Source organism: Gardnerella pickettii, from assembly GCF_029226345.1.
GTDB lineage: Bacteria > Actinomycetota > Actinomycetes > Actinomycetales > Bifidobacteriaceae > Bifidobacterium > Bifidobacterium piotii.
Window position 1 is genome coordinate 489,300 of sequence record NZ_JAKNCU010000001.1, and the last position, 20,890, is coordinate 510,189.

The 20,890-nt window shown below is 39.4% G+C and carries 14 protein-coding genes and 1 tRNA gene; 8 read left to right on the forward strand and 7 right to left on the reverse strand.

Going from position 1 to position 20,890, the window contains the following annotated elements; genetic code table 11:
• Positions 1–2: 2 nt before the first annotated feature.
• Positions 3–1,382, reverse strand: coding sequence for an alpha/beta hydrolase-fold protein (locus MAF46_RS01865; RefSeq protein WP_060785999.1), 1,380 nt, complete (start codon positions 1,380–1,382; stop codon positions 3–5).
• Between the two features lie 294 nt (positions 1,383–1,676).
• On the opposite strand from MAF46_RS01865, the gene MAF46_RS01870 reads away from it, so the two are divergent.
• On the forward strand, positions 1,677–3,713 hold the full coding sequence (locus MAF46_RS01870) for an LTA synthase family protein (protein ID WP_004130749.1): 2,037 nt from the start codon (positions 1,677–1,679) through the stop codon (positions 3,711–3,713).
• On the opposite strand, the gene purD is transcribed toward MAF46_RS01870, so the two are convergent.
• From purD to purT, 6 genes are all read right to left on the reverse strand, one after another.
• Complete coding sequence (purD, locus tag MAF46_RS01875; RefSeq protein ID WP_004130750.1) at positions 3,710–4,987, reverse strand: phosphoribosylamine--glycine ligase; 1,278 nt, start codon at positions 4,985–4,987, stop codon at positions 3,710–3,712. The two genes, MAF46_RS01870 and purD, sit on opposite strands and share 4 nt — an antisense overlap.
• Positions 4,988–5,020: 33 nt before the next feature.
• A complete protein-coding gene (gene purM / locus MAF46_RS01880) occupies positions 5,021–6,055 on the reverse strand; it encodes a phosphoribosylformylglycinamidine cyclo-ligase (protein WP_060785998.1) in 1,035 nt (344 codons plus the stop codon).
• 53 nt (positions 6,056–6,108) lie between these two features.
• Positions 6,109–7,602: an amidophosphoribosyltransferase gene (purF, locus tag MAF46_RS01885; RefSeq protein WP_004130754.1), complete on the reverse strand. Its 1,494-nt coding sequence runs from the start codon at positions 7,600–7,602 to the stop codon at positions 6,109–6,111.
• Between the two features lie 69 nt (positions 7,603–7,671).
• Positions 7,672–11,445, reverse strand: a complete 3,774-nt coding sequence (locus tag MAF46_RS01890; protein ID WP_060785997.1) for a phosphoribosylformylglycinamidine synthase — start codon at positions 11,443–11,445, stop codon at positions 7,672–7,674.
• A 121-nt stretch (positions 11,446–11,566) separates the two neighbouring features.
• Positions 11,567–12,346, reverse strand: coding sequence for a phosphoribosylaminoimidazolesuccinocarboxamide synthase (gene purC, locus MAF46_RS01895; RefSeq protein ID WP_004130757.1), 780 nt, complete (start codon positions 12,344–12,346; stop codon positions 11,567–11,569).
• A 171-nt stretch (positions 12,347–12,517) separates the two neighbouring features.
• Entirely contained in the window at positions 12,518–13,891 is a 1,374-nt protein-coding gene (gene purT, locus MAF46_RS01900; RefSeq protein WP_004130759.1) for a formate-dependent phosphoribosylglycinamide formyltransferase, read from the reverse strand.
• 132 nt (positions 13,892–14,023) lie between these two features.
• Here purT and MAF46_RS01905 point away from each other — a divergent pair.
• The 7 genes from MAF46_RS01905 (at position 14,024) to MAF46_RS01935 (ending at position 20,890) form a co-directional block, all read left to right on the forward strand.
• Positions 14,024–14,099 (forward strand) — tRNA-His (locus tag MAF46_RS01905).
• A 253-nt stretch (positions 14,100–14,352) separates the two neighbouring features.
• Positions 14,353–17,052, forward strand: a complete 2,700-nt coding sequence (locus MAF46_RS01910) for a DNA translocase FtsK (protein ID WP_060785996.1) — start codon at positions 14,353–14,355, stop codon at positions 17,050–17,052.
• 125 nt (positions 17,053–17,177) lie between these two features.
• Entirely contained in the window at positions 17,178–17,792 is a 615-nt protein-coding gene (gene pgsA / locus MAF46_RS01915) for a CDP-diacylglycerol--glycerol-3-phosphate 3-phosphatidyltransferase (protein ID WP_032815680.1), read from the forward strand.
• A 4-nt stretch (positions 17,793–17,796) separates the two neighbouring features.
• Positions 17,797–18,537, forward strand: a complete 741-nt coding sequence (locus tag MAF46_RS01920; protein WP_060785995.1) for a CinA family protein — start codon at positions 17,797–17,799, stop codon at positions 18,535–18,537.
• Positions 18,524–18,757, forward strand: coding sequence for a DUF3046 domain-containing protein (locus MAF46_RS01925; protein ID WP_004130765.1), 234 nt, complete (start codon positions 18,524–18,526; stop codon positions 18,755–18,757). Before MAF46_RS01920 ends, MAF46_RS01925 begins: the two co-directional genes overlap by 14 nt.
• Positions 18,758–18,999: 242 nt before the next feature.
• On the forward strand, positions 19,000–20,157 hold the full coding sequence (recA, locus tag MAF46_RS01930) for a recombinase RecA (protein ID WP_018639211.1): 1,158 nt from the start codon (positions 19,000–19,002) through the stop codon (positions 20,155–20,157).
• A gap of 22 nt (positions 20,158–20,179) precedes the next feature.
• A complete protein-coding gene (locus MAF46_RS01935) occupies positions 20,180–20,890 on the forward strand; it encodes a regulatory protein RecX (protein ID WP_020757656.1) in 711 nt (236 codons plus the stop codon).

A 20,890-nucleotide genomic window follows, 5' to 3' on the forward strand; every position in this document is an offset into this window, starting at 1 on the left:
GTTTATCGCCTCACCTTCTGATTAACAACCACTTGAATATTACTATAAGAGCTTAAATCTGGATTATGCTTTGCTATTCCAGCGTCTTTACAAAGATGATCAATAGCAACCTTTAATCCGCTTTGAACCGTATGCCAATCGTGGCCTGAGCCTTTAGAAATCATTGTTATAACGCTTATTCCAGCTTTGTGTGCTGCCACAGCAATAGTGGATTGGTTTATTTGTGATTTTGGATCCCATGCTCCTGCTATTGAATAATAATTTTGATTTAATGGAGCGTTTTTTCTCATTATGTTTGCTGGAATATGTTTTTCGTATTCCTTGCGATTCCCGTTAAAATAGCGGTTTATTGTTTCGTTTTTATTCTTGTAAGTTGGCTCTAATTCTCCGCCAGCAGAATACATGTTTCCAAATAACTTTGGATATGCTGGAACTATTTGAGTTGCGCAAGTTCCACCTTGAGAAAATCCTCCCATAAGCCAAAGTGCTGGATTTGTGCTTGCAGGAAGATTTTTGCGAATCCAGCTAACAACATCTTTAGTTAGGTACGTTTGAGCATTCCCATAAACCTTTGTGTTTGCGCAAAGTGAATTGTGCGTTGAAGTGCCATTTTGGTCTGGGGAAACAACAATCGGAGCTAAACCATTGTGTTTTTTAGCGTAAGCATCTAAAGTGTTCACTATTTCGCTTGCAGCAAATAGTCTATTAGGGCTTCCTGGCTGTCCAGAAAGAAGAACCATTACAGGAAGTTTTGGAGCAAATTTTGTTAGCGCAGCTGGAGGAAGATACACATTTGCGATTCTAGCGCGGAAGTTTGATTGCGTTGCAGGAATTCTAACAGAGCGGCTAATGCCTTTGGATGGCATTTTAGGCAGTTTTTTCTGATCTGCTAGTAAGTTCCAATCTTTAATCTCCATAATGGCATTGTGTTTATCATGCTCTTCTAGCTTTGGGTAATTTCCTAATCCAAAAACAGATCCAATAGTCGTGTATTCTCCGTAAATCATATTTACGCGAATCATTGTTGCTAAAACAAATAAGATAATCGAAAAAATAGCGAAAGCTCTTCTGCATCCTTTAGAAATTATTGCAGCACTTAGAGCAAAGCCTACGGCAGCAAATCCCCCTGCAATCGAACAAATCACAAGCCATCCAAGACTTACGCCAAACACAAGAAAAACGTCGGATATTAGCCAAGTTATGAATCCAAAAATAATGGCAAATAAAAATGCTGAGCCTAATTGAGTTAAGAGTTTTGAAAAATACTTAGACTTTTTAGGTTTTGTAATTAAAAGAACAGCTAAGCATAATCCAGATATTGCAAATATGCTTATAGGTAGAATGCCGTGCATTAAGTTAATTGTGGCAATAAATTGCTTCATTCTTACTGTTCCTTAAAACCTCGCTAGATTGAAGATAACAAACACAACCATTGCAAATATAGTATATAATCCTTAAAATTTTCTATATTTTGTCATCTATTATAATGATAAATGCTATAGAACATATTACAATACATCAAAAGTATGAATATGCATAGTTTTATACGGTTGTTTTGTATGACGATAGCGATACTTAAGATATATGTGTAAATGGATGCGTACACATACATGCGTTAAGAACGTAATAAACGTAATATGCATTAAACATTAGGCGTAAATCAGAAGGGTGCAAAATTGCCATTAAGCAATTCTCTTACAATTTTTAAGCAATTTGAGCGTTTTAAGATTAGGTTTGCTCGTTGGACGTACTCCGTTATGTTTGTTGCTTTTTGCGCAATAATGGTTATGATTGTGCAGTTTTCTGTACAGCGTTCTGGCCGAGTAGAAATGACTTCATCACTTTCGGCAAGTGCTTGGAACATAATCTCAAAAATGTGGCTTAAGCTTAATTTTGTTTTTGTGCTTAATCTTCTTATTCTTGCGTTAATTTACGGTATTTTGCTAATAATCATAAATCGTTTTTGGATTACGTCTGCTATTTTGATTAGCGCATCTATAATTGTTTCTGTTATTGAATATATGAAAGTGAATGTTCGATACGAAACTATTCTTCCAGCTGACTTAAACTTTTTAAAAAGTAATACTGGAAATATCGCATCTTTTCTTCCAGACAACGCAAATGCTGTTATTTTTAGCTCTATTGTTGCTGTTCTAATAACTTGGGTTATTGCGCTTTTATTGCATGTTCTAGATGTTAATCATGGAAAAATTGTTATTATTTCAAATTTAAGAACTTCGATTTTGGTTCGTGTTGTAACTTTAATAGCATTATTAGCGACTTTTGGATGGTATATTTGCACAGTTGGAACTGTTGATTCTAGCGCAAACAATTTTGCTAAGTTTATGGGAGACACGCCATCAATGTGGGACTCCGTTTACGACGCTCAAAGAAACGGCGCATTAGTGGCATTTTTAAGGCAAGTAAACCCAAAGGTTATGGATAAGCCTGCGGATTACAATGAGCGAACTATGAGCGCTTTGCTAGAAAAATACAATAATGAAGCAAAGAAAATAAACGCTTCTAGAAAGTCAAAAATCTCCGATAATACTGTTGTTTATGTGCTTTCGGAATCATTCTCTAATCCAATAAGAGTTCCTGGATTGCAACTAAATAAGAATCCAATGCCATTTATAAGCTCTTTGAAAGAGAAAACGGATAGTGGATTAATGCTTTCTTCTGGCTACGGCGGAGGAACTGCAAACCTTGAATACATGTCTCTTACGGGATTGAGCATGGTGAACTTTAACTCATCTCTTACAAGCCCGTATCAGCAACTTGTTCCAAATTCTTCTTGGACTCCTACGATTAACAGGTATTGGGGGAGTGAATCTAATTCCATAGCATTCCACCCGTATGAGCCGAGTATGTACTTGCGCTCAACAAACTATAAGAAGTTTGGTTTTAGTAAGTTCTACTCGCTAGAAGCTCCTAATGTTATTGCGCACAAAAATATGCTTGATAAATCGCCTTATGTTTGCGACGAGTCTGCGTATAAAAGTGCGTTTGAAAAAATCGCCTCTAGTAAAAATAATCAATTTGTGCAAATAGTCACAATGCAAAATCATATGCCATTTAGGAATTGGTATAAGAACAATGATTTTAAGGCTAGTTCAAAGCCTGGCTCGCCAAAGCTTGGAAGCTCGGAAATATCTTCGATTGAAACATATGCTAAGGGAGTGAGTTACACAGATAAAGCAACTCAATCATTCTTAAATGACTTGGATTCTATAGATAAGCCAGTTACTGTTGTATTCTATGGAGATCATCTTCCTGGAATATATAGTACTGCCAGCGATGATGAGAATAATTCTCTTGATTTACATCTAACTGATTACTTTATTTGGTCAAATAAAAAAGCTAGAGAAAATAATAAAGCTCCAAACAAAATTAGGGACTATTATTCTTCTCCAAACTTCTTTATATCGCAAGTGGCGTCTCACACAAATTCTAAAGTTTCGCCATATCTTGCATTCCTTACAAGATTGCACGAAAAGATTAGTGCAATGGAGCCTCCTGTAGTAAATAAGATTCAGGGGTGGGATAGAATTCCGCAAGGCCAGCCAATTTACTTGAATCCAAGCGGAAAGCCAATGATTGCTAGTAGTATGAACAAAGAAACTAAACAATTATTGAATGATTACCGTTTGATTCAATACGATATTACAGCTGGAAAGCATTATCTTAAAAACACAAACTTTCTTGGTTTTTAATTTTTCAATGCTTTAAGTGCTTTAGTTGCAATGTCGTGCCTATAAAACATGTTAGAAAGATTAAGATTGTCTAATATGCTATAGGCCTTTGATTGAGCATCTTTAACATCTTTGCCATTTACTTGCAAAAGTGCCACTCTTCCAGAAGACGTTACAAGATTATTGTTTTCGTCTAATTTAACACCAGAATAGTAAACATTTTGATCTGCGCTATTAAGAGTGATTTGTGGCAGAGGTGTTCCTGTAACAAGCTTTCCAGGGTATCCTTTGCTTGCTAACACAACGCCAAGAGTTACGCCATTTTTAGCCCAAGTAAATGTTGGTTCTTTGCCATGCAAAATGTTAAAAATAGCTTCGCCAAAGTCGCTAGTAAGTCTTGGAAGAACAACCTCTGTTTCTGGGTCTCCAAAGCGAGCGTTAAATTCTATTACTTTTGCGCCTTGCTCTGTGTTAATCAATCCAGCGTACAAAACTCCTGTAAAAGGCATGCCTTCGCTTGCAAGAGCTTGCAAAGTTGGGCGTACGATTTTATCAATCGCTTGTTTTACAACTCCATCGCTAATTTGTGGAACAGGGCTATAAGCTCCCATGCCGCCAGTGTTTGGGCCAGTATCGCCATCATGAGCGCGCTTGTGATCTTGAGAAATTGGCATAACCCAAAAATCTGTTCCGTTAGCAAAGCTCATTAATGAGAATTCTTCGCCTTCTAAAAACTCTTCTATAACTACTTTTGCTCCAGCTTTGCCAAAACGATGGTCTACAAAAATATCGTCTAAAGCTGCGAGCGCCTCATCAACGCTAGTGGCAACTGTTACGCCTTTTCCAGCAGCCAAGCCGTCTGCTTTAATAACAATAGGAGCGCCTTGATTTTTAACGTACTCAATCGCTGGTTCTAGCTCGCTAAATGTTTGGTAGGCGGCTGTTGGAATATTATGCCTTTGCATAAGTTGCTTTGCAAAATCCTTAGATCCTTCAATTTGAGCAGCCGCTTTGTTTGGGCCAAATGCTGGGATTCCATTAGCTTCAAAATCGTCAACAATGCCATTCATAAGAGGCACTTCGGGGCCAATAAAAGCAAAGTCGTAGTTGTTGTTCTTAACAAATTCGATTAAAGCGTTGTGATCCGATTCGCTAATGTTTTCAATTTTGATTCCGCTTTTAATCATGCCTGGGTTTCCAGGAGCAACTGTGACTTCGCTAACGCTTTTACTTGCTAAAAATGCAACTGCGATTGCGTGTTCTCGTGCGCCTGAGCCTACAACTAAAACTTTCATCTTTAATCCTTTATTACTTTAAGATTTTGTGAATTATAACAACTCAACTGCAACGTTTTCGCGTTTAATCATTTTGCCAATAACATACGCTTGTTCATTATTGTTTTTAAGGATTTGCATAGCTTCATCGGCTTTATTTGCATCAATTGCTAATACCATTCCGATTCCCATGTTAAAAACATTGAACATTTCTGAGTGGTCTACTTTACCCGACTTTTCAATAAGGTTGAAAATTGCAGGAACTTGCCACTTTTTTGTGTCGATTTGTGCTGCAAGATTATTTGCAAACATTCTTGGAATGTTTTCTATAAATCCGCCGCCTGTAATATGAGCTACGCCTTTAATAAGATGATTAGCAAAAAGCGGTTTTAATGCTTTAACGTAGATTTTTGTAGGCTCTAAAAGAACTTCTCCAATAGATTTGCCGCACAATTCTTCTGGCTTACTATTTACGTTGTAATTAGCTATGTCAAAAAGCGCTTTTCTAACAAGTGAGAATCCGTTTGAGTGCACTCCCGAAGATGCAATACCTATAAGAACGTCTCCAGGCGTGATTTTAGAGCCGTCAACAATGTTTTCTCTTTCTGCAACTCCTACAGCAAATCCCGCAAGATCGTACTCGTCTTCGTTGTACATTCCAGGCATTTCTGCAGTCTCTCCGCCAATTAAGCCAGATTCTGCCTGAATGCATCCGTCTGCAACGCCAGAAACCACTTGCTCGAGTATTTCTGGATTGTTTTTTCCGCAAGCAATGTAATCAAGGAAGAACAGAGGCTGTGCGCCTTGAGCTGCAATATCATTTACGCACATAGCAACACAATCAATGCCAATCGTATTATGCTTTTGCATCATTTGCGCAATCATAAGCTTTGTGCCAACTCCATCTGTTCCAGAAATTAGCACTGGGTCTTTGTATCCAAGGCTTGCTAAATCAAATAGGCCGCCAAAACCGCCAATTCCGCCCATAACGCCTGGTCTTTTTGTGCGATTTACGTGGGATTTTATTCTTCGCACAACCTCGTAGCCAGCTTCTACGCTAACGCCAGCTTGTTCATATGCGTTTGGCATTTAAGAATCCTTTCGTGTTTGTTTTAAGTGTTTAGTCGAAGTTTAGTCGTAGTTTAATCGCAGTTTTTAGTCGCAAAATTGTATTTACTATTCTTTTTAATATTCTCTAAAACTTCCTTGTCTTCTTTAGAAAGCGAAGCTAAGAATTCATCTCGATAGTCATCTAAAGCAGTAGGGTAGTCGCCATTAAAATACGCTACGCATAATCCTCCGTACGGAGCAGGCTTATTTAACCCAATAGACTCAACAAGACCGTCTAAAGATAAGAATGCTAAAGAGTCAGCGCCAATATATTCGCGAATTTGCTCAACAGAATGTTTAGCTGCAATAAGCTCTTTAGTAGTTTGAATATCGATTCCGTAGAAGCACGGGTATTTAAGAGGAGGCGAAGAGATTCGCATATGAACCTCTTTAGCGCCCGCTTCTCTAAGAAGACGAACAATCCTCTTAGACGTGGTTCCGCGAACGATTGAATCGTCAATAACAATTACGCGCTTTCCCTTAACAACACCTCTAACGGCCGAAAGCTTCATGCGAACGCCTTGTTCTCTAAGCTCTTGCGTTGGCTGAATAAAAGTGCGCGCAACGTATTGATTTTTAATCAAACCCATCTCGTTAGGGATTCCGCTTGTTTCGGCATATCCTGCAGCTGCAGAAAGCGAAGAATTAGGCACACCAATCACCATATCTGCGTCTACAGGAGACTCTTTAGCTAAGCGTGCTCCCATGCGCTTTCGCGCAGAATGAACATTAATTCCGTAAATATTAGAATCCGGGCGAGCAAAATAGATAAACTCCATTGAGCAAACAGCGTGCTGAATATTTTTTGCATAACGCTCAATCTTGTATCCATCGTTATTAATAACGATTATTTCGCCAGGCTCAATGTCTCTAATAAACTCCGCGCTAACAATATCTAAAGCGCAAGTTTCCGATGCAAGAACGTAAGCACCATTACTCATTCTTCCTAGACTAAGCGGCCTAAAACCATTAGGATCCGTTGCTCCAATAAGCGCGTCTTCTGTAAGAAGCAAGTATGCAAATCCGCCATGAACGGTTCGCAAAGCATCTTTAAGCTTATCCATAAACGAAGTTTTGTTTGACCTTCTAATAAGATGCATCAAAACTTCTGTATCGGAGTTAGAGTGGAAAATAGCTCCGCAATCCTCTAGCTTATTTCTAAGAGTCGTGCAATTAGTAAGATTGCCATTATGCCCTAAAGCAACATCTCCATCATGGAAAGAAAACAGAAAAGGTTGAATGTTCTCAACACTTCCAGATCCAGCAGTAGCGTAACGAACGTGTCCAATCGCGCTGTTTCCAGTAAGATGCTTCATAATGTCTTCGTTTGCAAAAACTTTAGTTAAAAGACCTAAGTTTCTGTATCCTTTAAGATGACCATTATCGTTGGCAACTATTCCAGCACCTTCTTGTCCTCTATGTTGCAATGCGTGCAAGCCAAAGTAGGTAAGTCTTGCGGCATCGGAATGACCCCACACTCCAAAAACGCCACATTCTTCGTGAACTCCTTCAAGCTCAGCAGACATTCGCACCCCCTATATTTTCAAAATCGCAATAAATATTTTGATTAGAATAATTAAACACACAATCCCAAATCATGACGTAAAGTATTCAACTCCAGCGCTAAAAATGTTTTGTGTTCTAAAATCAGGAATATTTACGTACAAACCGTTACCGCTGCGCTCGCAATGACCCATTTTTCCGAATACTCTTCCATCTGGGCTAGTGATTCCTTCTACAGCCATAAGCGAACCGTTTGGATTTACTTTAAGGTTCATGCTTGGAACGCCATTGCTATCAACATATTGCGTTGCAATTTGGCCGTTTTGTATAAGAGTATCCATAACTTTTGGTAATGCTACGAATCGTCCCTCGCCATGAGATATTGCAACACTATGAACATCGCCAACTTTGCAATTTGAAAGCCAAGGAGAAAGATTAGATGCAACGCGAGTTCTAACAATCTTGCTTTGATGCCTTCCAAGAGTGTTAAACGTTAAAGTTGGGCATTCTGCATCAATTGGAACAATATCTCCAAATGGAACAAGACCTAGCTTAATAAGAGCCTGGAAGCCGTTGCAAATACCAAGCATTAAGCCATCGCGATTGTTTAGTAAATCGCGAACAGAGTCGCTAACGGCAGGGTTTCTAAAGAATGCCGTTATAAACTTGGCAGAACCGTCTGGCTCATCGCCTCCAGAGAAGCCGCCAGGAATCATAACAATTTGGCTTTTATTAATCTCTTTAACAAGCTCTTTTGCGGATTCTACAACATCATCAGCGCTTAAATTATTGATTATAAGCGTTTTGCATTCTGCTCCAGCTTTTTCAAACGCTGCTTGAGTGTCGTATTCGCAATTGTTTCCAGGGAAAACTGGAATGATTACGCGTGGCTTACTCAATGGCGTTCTTCTATTAGATTTCATATGATTTCTAACAGGCTTGCGATTAGTGGAATTTATTTCGCGAACTGCGCTTCCTTTACCTCGATATGGGAAAATGCCCTCTAGTGGACTTTCCCAATCTTCCTGTAAGTCATCTAAACTAATGATTTCGTTGCAAGCATAAAGCTTAAATTCATTGCACGTTTGTCCAATAACTTCAACGTTTACAAGATCCTCGCTAAACTTGCTTGAAAAATCGTCAACGTTAAAATCTTCTTCCACTTCTACAAAGAAAGTTCCGTATCTAGACTTAAACAAGTCGTCTGTTTTAACAGAGTCGTTAAGCTTTAATCCAATATGGTTGCCCAAAGTCATCTTAAACAAGCTTTCTGCACTAGCTCCAAAACCTGGAGTGCTAATCGCTAGCGCGCGCTTGTTTGAAGTAAGATTTTCAACAATCCTAATCGCTTCTAAGAAGCTTTGAGCGTTAGGCGTAATGCCGTCTTCTTTATACGTAGGTAGTATTCTTAGGATTTTGCTATTGGTTTTTTTGAATTCTGGAGAAACAACATTTCGCGCGTCTCCTGTAGTAACAGCAAACGATATAAGAGTTGGAGGAACGTCAAGATTTTCAAAGCTTCCGCTCATAGAGTCTTTACCGCCGATCGCGCCAACGCCAAAATCAATTTGCGCGCTTAAAGCGCCAAGAACTGCTGCAGTAGGCTTTCCCCATCTTTCAGGCACATTTTGCGGTTTGCCAAAATATTCTTGAAGGCTTAAATAAGCGTTTTCGATTGTAAAACCGCTTGCTACAAGCTTTGCTAAAGATTCTACAACCGATATGTACGCTCCCGTAAATTGGTTCTTTTCCATAATGTATGGGTTAAATCCCCAAGACATTGCAGAAGCGGTGTTTGTTTCACCAAATACTGGGAATTTTGCGACCATTGCTTGTGCTGGAGTGAGCTGACGGCGGCCACCAAATGGCATAAGAACTGTTGCGGCTCCAATAGTGGAGTCAAACATTTCGCTAAGGCCTTTGTTTGAGCAAACGTTTATGTTAGAAACAAGATTTTTAATGCGTTCAGCTAAAGACTTGCCAGAGTAAACTCCACTTTCGTCTTGCCATTTTGTAGCATATTTTTTGCCATTTTCAACGTGAATATCTTGCGTTTTTGGAGCTCCATTAGAAGCTAGGAATTCGCGGCTTAGATCAACAATTGTTTTTCCTCGCCAAGTCATTTTCATTCGAGCTTCTTTTGTAACAGTAGCTACAATTTGCGCTTCCAGATTTTCTTGACGCGCGTAGCTCAAAAATTCGTCGGCATCGCTTGCAGCAACATCAACTGCCATTCGCTCTTGTGATTCAGAAATCGCAAGTTCCGTGCCATCAAGGCCTTCGTATTTTTTAGACACCTTGTCTAAGTTAATAATCAAGCCATCTGCGATTTCTCCAGTTGCAACGCTTACGCCACCAGCGCCAAAATCGTTGCAACGCTTAATAAGACGGCATGCGTCTTTGCGTCTAAAAAGTCTTTGCAACTTGCGTTCAATAGGTGCATTTCCTTTTTGAACTTCTGCTCCGCACTCTTCAATGCTGTCTGCGTCTTGCGCTTTAGAAGCACCAGTTGCTCCGCCAATTCCGTCTCTTCCAGTTCTGCCGCCTAGAAGAATAATCACATCTCCTGGCTCAGGTGTTTCTCTTCTAACGTGGTCTGCTGGGGTAGCTGCTACAACCGCGCCAACTTCCATTCGTTTTGCAACATATCCTGGGTGGTAAATCTCGTGTACTTCGCCTGTTGCTAATCCAATTTGATTTCCGTAAGACGAGTAGCCTGCAGCTGCAGAAGTTACGATTTTTCGTTGAGATAGTTTTCCTTCTAAAGTTTCGCTAATAGGTGTTCTAGGGTCGGCTGCTCCAGTTACGCGCATTGCTTGATATACGTAGGAGCGTCCCGAAAGAGGATCTCGAATGCATCCGCCAATGCAAGTTGCAGCACCGCCAAAAGGTTCTATTTCTGTAGGATGATTATGCGTTTCGTTTTTGAACAAAAACAGCCAGTCTTCATCGTGCCCATTAACGTCAACTTTTACTTTTACTGTGCACGCGTTAATTTCTTCGGATTCGTCTAAGTTTTTAAGCTTTCCTGTATGCTTCAAATATTTTGCGCCAATAGTGACCATGTCCATAAGACAAATCGGCTTATTTGTTCGCTTAAGCTCTTCTCGTAGTTTAAGATAACGATTAAATGCATCTTTTACTTGCTCGTCATCTATTTGAACGTTTTCAAAATGCGTTCCAAAAGTAGTATGGCGGCAATGGTCGGACCAATACGTGTCTATTACTTTTATTTCTGTAATAGTTGGATTGCGATTTTCGCTTCTAAAATAGTCTTGGCAGAATTTAGCATCAGCCAAGTCCATTGCTAGTGCGCGATCTTCAATGAATTTTTGCAAGCCGTTGGAATCTAAATCGTTAAAACCATCTAATACTTCTACGTTTGCTGGAACAATTGCCTCACTTTTAAGCGTATCAACACTATCTAGCGATGCTTCGCGAGCTTCTACTGGATTAATAACGTAGTGTTTAATTGAGTCAAGTTCTTCTTTAGACAAATTGCCGTTAAAAGCAAGAATTTGAGCAGTTCTAACTTTGGGGCATTCTCCCTGGCTAATCATTTGTACGCATTCGCTTGCGGATTGCGCGCGCTGATCAAACTGGCCAGGAAGGAACTCTATAGCAAAAACATGTTCATTTGTGCTAATAGGCAAGTAGTCGTAAGTGTTGTCTACTGTAGGCTCGCTAAAAACCGTTTTAACAGCAGTGTTAAAAAGATCTTTAGATATTCCTTCTACATCATACCTGTTTATTATGCGCGTTGATTTTAGAGAATCAATACCAAGAATCTCTTTAAGCTCGTGATTAAGATGTTGGGCTTTTATATCGAAACCAGATCGTTTTTCAACATAAACGCGAAATACCACGGTGAACCTGCCTTGCAATTGTAGTTTTGGCTATTTGTGTTTGGCTATCTTTTATTTGTTTTATTTTATTTGTTTAAGAACGCGCGTGGCTCGCACCTAAAAGATGCGAGCCACATTAAAATCATTGTTCAGCACAATCGTTTGGATTAACTTCGTCGAAGTTTACTCCTTCGCTTTGCGCAAGAGATTTAAGCCTCGAGAATATTTCTTCGTAGGCTGGAATTATGTCTCCTAAATCGCGTCTGAACAAGTCTTTATCTAAATGACTTACTTCGGAGCTTGTATTGCGCTTATCCCAAAGTCGGCACGTATCTGGCGTTATCTCGTCTGCAAGAAGAATATTTCCTTGCGCATCAACGCCTTCTTCAATCTTAAAGTCAACGAGTTGAACGTCGATTTTGTTGAAAATATCCAAAAGTGCATTGTTTACAGCGTGAGCTTGCTTTGTAATTTCTGCCATTTCGCTTTCACTAGCAAGACCTAAAGCCACAACGCCTTCTGGATTAATAAAAGGATCACCAAGATCGTCTGATTTCACGCAAAACTCCAAAAGAGGCTTTTTTAGGGCAGTTCCTTCTTTAACGGCATATCGTTTTGCAAAAGAACCAGCAGCCGTGTTTCGCATTATTATTTCTAGAGGAAACATCTTCATGCGCTTTACAAGTTGCTCGGTATTCGAGATTCTGCCAAGAAAATGGCTTTTAACTCCACGAGCTTTAAGAAGATTAAACAGTAGAGAAGTGATTTGATTATTTAAGCTGCCTTTTCCAGCAATTTGAGCCTTTTTAAGGCCATTGCCAGCTGTAGCTTGATTCATGTATTGAACCCACAGAACATTATCGTTACTTGTGGCATACAATTTCTTTGCTTTGCCTTCATACAACTTGTCAAGTTTTTCCATTGACGTGCCTCTCTCGTTGTATCCATGGCTGAGTGTTGCAAACCATCATTATTTGAAGGTTTATTCAACCGCCAGCAAGATTAGACTAACAATTGTTACCTACATTTTGTTTGGATTATTTTTTGATTTTTTGTCTAATAAAAGTAGTAAAAACCTTGACTTTTCAGCGTTCTACGATGGCAGTTCTACTGTGTGTAATTTGCTTGCAATGCGTGTCGCACAAGATTTTGCGTCATTTACGCTGTTCGATACTGTCAAAATAACACCCATTCGTCTTGAGCCGTGAACTTCTGGTTTTCCAAAAATTCGTATATCGCATCTTGTGCAATCTTCTTCATCTAATGCTTGCGCAAGATTTGTAAATCCTACAGCACCGTTTCCTTGCACAACAAGTGCGTGGCTTAATGCAACTTCGTTATCTTTTAAGCAAAGAGCAGTATGCTTTTGTGTGATTGGAACACCTAAAATGGCTAAAACATGCAAAGCAAACTCGCTATAATATTGCGAAATCATTGTTACCATGCCAGTATCGTGCGGTCTAGGGGATAGTTCGTTAAAAAGCAAATCTCCATTCTTAAGAACAAAGAGTTCAACTCCATAAATGCCCCAGCCTGTTTCGCCGTTCTCTTTTGCTATTTTGCTTAAACCTTCTACGGCTTGTTTTGCAATATTTTGAGCTGATTTTCTAACATTTTCTGGTATGTTTGCTGGTTGCCATGATTGCCTGTAGTCGCCGTTTTCTTGGCATTGTGCAATAGGTTCGCATGTTGTTATTCCAGCGCTTGAGCACACTGTTAAAACCGTTAATTCGTAGTCTAAAGGAGCAAGTGCTTCTACGATTACGCGAGATATATCTTCATTATTTTCATTATCTTCACTCTGCAAGTTTTGCGTTTTATGCTTAGATCTTCTTCCATTTTGTGCTTCTATCCAAGCATCTTCAAGATTTTTAGGATCTTTTACAATAGATTGACCATGACCAGAAGAACTCATAATTGGTTTCACTACGCATGGATACCCTACGATTTTTGCTCCTTCTTCTAATTCTTTGTAGCTTGAAGCAAAACAATATGGTGTAGTAGGCAAACCAATTTTTTCGTGGGCGATTTTTCGCAAAGCTTCGCGATCCATTGCAATCGAAGTGATACTAGAGCTTGGAACAACTTGAATTTTTTTGTTTTTAACAACGTCTTTTAATACTTCGGTTGATATTGCTTCAACTTCTGGGATTATTATGTTTGGGTTTATGTTGTTTATTAGTTCTTGCAATTTTTTAGAATCGCTCATGTCTAAAACGCGATTTTCTTGCGCAACTTGCATTGCTGGAGCATTTGCATAGCTATCTGCAGCACATACTTTAATACCAAGTCTTATAAGCTCTATAGCGATTTCTTTTCCAAGCTCTCCAGATCCTAAAAGAAGTGCTGTAGTTGTGTGTGATGTTGAATTTAGAATTCCAAAAGTGCGATTGTTTTCAACGCTTTTCCAATGTTCTGCTTGCTCATTGAGCATGCTAGTTGCATTTGATTTTTGCAAAAAACTCATAGTCTTATTGTGTCATTAAGTAACGTCGTATTTTGTGCGACGCGCCGAAAATCGCAAGGGTAGCGCAAATTAGAAAAATCGTGTATAGTATTCCTCTGTTGTGCGATTCCCGAAGGGTTTCGCGCTGTAATGGTGGCTATAGCTCAGTCGGTAGAGCATCTGATTGTGGTTCAGAAGGTCGCGCGTTCAAGCCGCGTTAGCCACCCCACTTAATCGGCTGTTTTTCGGCCGATTTTTTTACTCTGTATGGCTTTCTGTTTCGTCTTGTTTTTGTGTTCAAACACGTTTATTTTGTTAGCATGCTTTGGAGTAGAATAAGTAAAGCTATTAATTTGATAATATTGATTGGATAATTTTAAATAATTCGGTTGGTGTTTGTACTTAATGTGAATGATTGCTGGCGATTAGCTTGCTAGTTGTTAGCGGTTTTTGTACGCGCATTTTATGGAGGAGCGATTTATATGCCAAACAATGGTGGTAAGCAGTCTAAAACGCAGACTAATGAGCCATTTTGGGAGTCTGCTCTGCTTTTTGTTCCGCGTGTTATTGGCAAAGCAGTTCGCTCGCTTTTTGGAGTTGGGCAATACGATGAGGCATACCGTAGAGATGGATTGTGCTTTGTAATACTTATTCTTGCTGTTCTTTTTTGCGCATCTGAATGGTTTAGAGTTAGCGGATTCTTAGGTGTTGCGTTGCACTCTTTATCTTCCGCGGTTTTTGGAATTATGAGCGTTGTTTTGCCAGTGTGGCTTAGTGCGGTTGCTATTAGGCTTATGCGAAATAGTGGTGCTAAATCTGGAAATCCTCGTGTTATAGGTGGTTTTGTTCTTCTTCTATGGTCAATTTGCTCAATTTTAGACATTTTGATTGCAAGCAAAAATCAAGAATTTAATATAGATGATTTGCAAAAATCTGGCGGATTATTAGGATTCTTCTTAGGTTCTCCTTTGGCCTGGGGATTATCTAGGATTTTTGCTCTTACAATTTTTGTTATTATTGCAATTTTTGCTATTTTAATGATTCTTAAATTACATGTTGAAGATGTGACTCAATTTGTTTCATCTATTTTCTCTAAAAAGTCAAAGAATAATCAAGACTTAGAGAATACAGATGATGAAAATTCGAGTAATAGCAGCGATAATCTTGAGTTCGTAGAAGGCGTTCCAACTCATGATTCTAGTGAATCGGAAAAATCGCGTAAAGATTTGCACAATTCAATAATCTCTAAGATTTTTAATTCTATGTTCGGCTCTAAAAAGAAGGATAGCAATAGCGAACTTTTAGATGCGTATGCTGGAGATGATGCTTTTTTTAGCGCTTCTTCTAAGCCAAGTCAAGATGGCTACTCTATTGAAGGCTATGGCTCTAAATCGGACCCGCAAGAAGATCAGAATCAAAGTAATCATCCGCGTGTTGTTGGTTCTAATGGTGTTTCTAATGGCACTCATGGCGCTAATTCTTTGCCGTCTTCTGGTCAAATGTATATTGACGAATTTCCAAAAGCGCCAATTAGTGGCGAATCGCAATATAGCAATGATCCATGGAGTAAAATGCCTGGTCAACAGTTGGATCAATATAGGTCATCGCAAGAAAATGATGAAAATAGTGCGAGCAACGCCAATAATGAAAACGATTCTAACGATTCTTCAAGTGAGTACAGCGAAGAGCCGTACAGATTGCCAGATTTGAACATTCTTGTTCACGGAAAACCGCACGCAACTAGAACTCCTGCAAATGATCGCGTAATTCGTGCGCTAACTTCTACGTTTGAACAGTTTGAAGTGGATGCAAAAGTTATTGGCTTTTTGAGGGGTCCTTCTGTTACTCAATACGAAGTTGAGTTGGGGCCTGGAGTAAAAGTTGAAAAAGTCACAAATCTTCAAAAAAATATTGCATACGCTGTAGCAAGCACAGATGTGCGTATTTTGTCTCCAATTCCAGGCAAGTCTGCGATTGGTATAGAGATTCCAAACGTAGATCGAGAGATTGTAAACCTTGGAGATGTTTTAAGGTCAGATAAAGCTCGCCAGGATTCAAATCCTATGCTCACTGGAGTTGGTAAAGACGTTGAGGGTCATTTTGTAACTGCTGCTCTAGATAAAATGCCGCATCTTCTTGTTGCTGGTGCTACTGGCTCTGGAAAGTCAAGCTTTATAAACTCTATGCTAACTTCGATTATTATGCGTTCTACTCCAGAGCAGGTTCGCATGATTTTGGTAGATCCAAAGCGAGTAGAGCTTTCTGCATATGCTGGGATTCCGCATTTGCTAACTCCGATTATTACAGACCCTAAGAAGGCAGCTCAAGCTCTTGAATGGGTTGTTAAAGAGATGGACTCGCGCTATGACGACTTGCAATTCTTTGGTTTCCGTCATGTTAAAGACTTTAACAAGGCCGTGCGCGAAGGCAAGGTTCATGCGCCAAAAGGCTCTGAGCGAAAAGTTGCTCCATACCCGTATTTGCTTGTTGTTGTAGACGAGATGGCTGATTTGATGATGGTTGCAAAAAACGACGTTGAAAGTTCTATTCAGCGCATTACTCAGCTTGCTCGTGCTGCAGGTGTGCATTTGGTTCTTGCAACTCAGCGCCCGTCTGTTGATGTTGTAACTGGTTTAATTAAGGCGAATATTCCATCTCGTTTGGCTTTTGCTACGTCTTCTGCTACGGATTCGCGCGTTATTTTAGACACTGTTGGCGCGGAAACTTTGATTGGTCAAGGAGATGCGTTGTTCCTTCCAATGGGTGCTGCTAAGCCTCAGCGAGTTCAGGGCTCTTGGGTTAGCGAATCGGAAATTCGCAAAGCTGTAGAATATGTTAGAACTCAGCGAAAGCCAAAATACAGGGAAGACATTGAGCAAATGGCTGTAAAAGCAGACGAACAGGCTCAAATTCAAGCTAAAACAACAGATATTGGCGACGATATGGATGAGCTTCTTCAAGCTGCCGAGCTTGTTGTTGGTGCGCAATTTGGATCTACGTCTATGCTTCAACGAAAACTTCGTGTTGGTTTTTCTAAGGCAGGCAGACTTATGGATTTGCTTGAATCGCGTGGCGTTGTTGGGCCTTCGGAAGGCTCTAAAGCGCGTGAGGTTCTTGTTCAACCGCAAGATTTGCCTAAAGTATTAGCTTTTATTAAAGGCGAGTCTGATTCTTTGAATTAAGCATAATTAAGCATAATTAAGCACTTTGAATTAAGTATTGTTAAAGCATTGCTAAAGGATTGTTGTTAAATTAAGTTTTGCGTTTGCTATACCATATTTGTGTAGCGGTTATGGAGGTATTAACGATGTTGCAAAATGGTAAGTCTAAGTTGCTAGAAGGTTGGAATTGTGCTCCAAACATTGTGACTTACATAAGAATAGCTCTTTCTGTTGTATTCATCGTTTTGTATCTTATCTCTGGGCCTTGGGGCTATGCTTCTACTTCGGTTCGCTGGGCTGCGTTTGCAATGTTTATAATCGCAGCTTCAACAGATAAATTAGACGGTTGGATGGCTAGAAAATATAATCAAGTTACAGAGCTTGGAAAACTCTTAGATCCTATTGCTGATAAGCTTTTAATACTTTCTGCTCTTATTATTGCTTCTGCTTTTGGCGAGCTTTATTGGTGGATTACTCTACTGTTTATTCTTAGAGAAATAGGCATTACTGTTTTGCGTTTTTACGTTATAGATAAAGGCGGAAAAGTTATTGCAGCATCTTGGGCAGGAAAGTATAAGACACTTTCTCAATCTGTTGGAATTTCAATGTTGCTTGCGCCTATTGTTCCAATATTTTGCGCTTATAATGTTTCTGTTTGGGTTGTGTGCTATTACTCGCTTTGCTACGGATTTATAGGCATCGCTCTTGGTTTTGCGCTTTATTCTGGATTCCTTTACGTGCGCGGTGCGTTTAAGCGATAGTAAAATGTGCGACTATTTGGCAAGTGCTTCTACGGATTCTTCTACGGATGCTTTCGCAAGTAAGATTCTCGATTTTTGTGTGAATAATTCTTTGCATATTTCTTGTGCAGAATCTTTAACAGGAGGACTTCTTGCGGATTCGTTTGTAAATATTCCTGGAGCTTCAAAGGTTTTTCTTGGTTCTGCTGTTACTTATGATATTCGCGAAAAATCTAAGATTCTTGGCGTGGATTGCGATTTGCTTAAAACTTGCGGTGCTGTAGAGCCTAGTGTTGCAAAGCAAATGGCGTTTGGTTGCGCAAGATTGTATAGCGGCGCAAAGTGGCAATACGATTGCATGGATTCTAGTAAAGATGTTGATAGCGCAGATTTTCCTGTTATTGGATTGTCTACTACTGGCGTTGCAGGTCCTGGCTCCGATGGCTTAAAGCCACAAGGATTGGCTTACGTTGGAATTTTTATTCCAAATGTTGCTTCAAAGCGCTGTTCTTCGCTCGATTTTGATTTAGTTTCGCTAAAAATTAACAATATTAAAGATCGTGTTTTTGAGTGTAAATGTGGCAAAATAAGCAATCTTTCTTTAAGTAGATGTTCTACTTATTCAGTTGACCACGGTTTTACGCTTTGCGCTCAACTAAATATTTCTGGAGACAGAAAAGACGTTCGTATTGGTGTTGTTAGCGCGCTAATTAGGATTTTCTATGCTCTTATTTTTGAAGATTGGATTTTTTATGCGCGAACGTGAATTTTGGGAGCTTCTTGAAGAAGTTTTCGGTAGAGAATTTGGTAGGAGTATTGCTAAAGACCAAGAGTTGCAAAAGCTTGATGGTATGAGCGCGCGCGAGGCGATTGATGCTGGCGTGGAGCCTAGAATTGTTTGGAATGTTTTATGTGATCATATGAATATTCCAGATAATAAAAGGTGGGGCAAAGATCATAATGCTCCGCCGCTTCCTGCAAAATAAGGTTATTTTATTTTTTAATTTGATTGCGTGTATGCGTTTTTGTTGGAATTTCAAGCCAACACGCATATCGAACAAATGTTCGTTTATGGTGTATAATATTTAATTGTTGGTCTTCTTGCAGCGTGTAAGTGCCTATTGGTTATTGGAAAATAGCCTTTAACCACATTGCTCTAAAACGCTTGCACGGGCATCATGTATTGAGTATGGTCATCAATACATCGGCATGCGAAAGGAGTAATAATATGGCACAACAAACAAAAAAGGGTGCTGTGGATCGTCTTATTGATGCCGACAAGGCAGATCCACGTAGAAAAGCAGCGCTAGAGATGGCTCTTGCAAATGTTGAAAAACAATATGGCAAGGGTTCTGCAATGCGATTAGGAGATAAGCCACTGCAAGATGTTGAGGTTATTCCTACTGGTTCTTTAGCTCTAGACATGGCTTTGGGAATTGGTGGTGTTCCTCGTGGGCGTATTGTAGAGGTTTATGGTCCAGAATCTTCTGGTAAAACAACGTTAGCTTTGCACATTGTTGCTAATGCTCAAAAGAATGGCGGAGTTGCAGCGTTTATTGATGCTGAGCATGCGTTAGATCCAGTTTATGCGCGTAAATTAGGTGTAGATACGGATTCTCTTATTGTTTCTCAGCCAGATAATGGTGAGCAAGCTTTAGAGATTGCAGATATGCTTATTCGATCTGGTGCTTTAGATGTTATAGTTGTTGATTCTGTAGCAGCGCTTGTTCCAAAAGCCGAAATTGACGGAGATATGGGAGATAGCCATGTTGGTTTGCAAGCTCGCTTAATGAGTCAGGCTTTAAGAAAGATGACAGGAGCTTTGTCTCAAGCTGGAACAACCGCAATCTTTATTAATCAGCTTAGAGAAAAAATTGGTGTGTTCTTTGGTAATCCAGAAACAACTACAGGTGGTAAAGCTCTTAAATTCTATTCGTCTGTTCGAATGGATATTAGGCGTGTTTCTACTATTAAAAACGGAGAAGAAGCTGTTGGCAATCGAACTAAAGTAAAGATTGTTAAGAATAAAATGGCTCCTCCTTTCAAAACAGCTGAATTTGATGTTCTTTATGGAGAGGGAATATCTACTGAAGGCTCTGTAATTGATATGGCTGTACAGTGTGACGTTATTAAAAAGTCTGGTTCTTGGTTTACGTATGAGGGTGAACAGCTTGGTCAAGGTAGAGAAAACGTGCGTCAATTCCTTAAGGATAATCCTGCTATTACGGAAGAAATTAGCGATAAAGTAAAAGTTGCTTTTGGGCTAATGAAGCCAGAAGATCAATTTGTTGAAGTAGAAGATGAAGACGATAGCGAAAAAGCAAAGTCGAATTCTAATGCAGAAAATAACTCAGATGCTTCTAGTAAAGATTCCAAGAATAAATAGTGATAGATGAGAAGACTGATAGATGATTAGTGTTGAGAGTTTTCTTCGCAATCATAAACCCGTAGATGCTTCTGTTTTTAACAAAAATGATGTTAAGAACAAGAATGTGTGTGCACAAGATGATTGTAGTTTAGAAGTTGTTAATTCGCATTATTTAGAGAGTAGTGTTGAAATAGGTGATTGCGAAGAAAACTCATGCCATTCGTCTTATAGATTGCAAAAGTATAACTCTTTTAATAATAAAGCTGTTAAAAAAGTAGACTCTAAAAAAGCATGCGACTTTGATAGTTGCAAAGAGTGTGCTTTAAGAATGTTAGATTATGCTGCAAGGTCTTCAAACGACTTAAAAAATAGGCTTATAGATAAGGGTTATAGAGAGAATATTGTTGAATCTGTAATAATTCGTTTAGAAGATTTGCACTTGATTGACGATGAACAATATGCTCAATCTGTTATACGCTCATGCTCAAGTAGAACATTAGGAGAACGTGCAACTCGCATGGAGTTGCAAAAAAAGGGAGTTGCTTCTGCAATAATAACCTCATCTTTGCAAGATGCTAGAGAAAACGGTGTTTTTGAGCAAAGTGCATGGGATTTGGGCAAAAAGGTAGCACAGCGAACAAGAAATCTAGAACCAGATGTTAGAAGGCGAAGATTCTTCTCTGCAGGAGCTAGAAAAGGTCACGATTTAAGCACGTTAAACGAAGTATATTATGCTCTGTTTAAGTCTTAA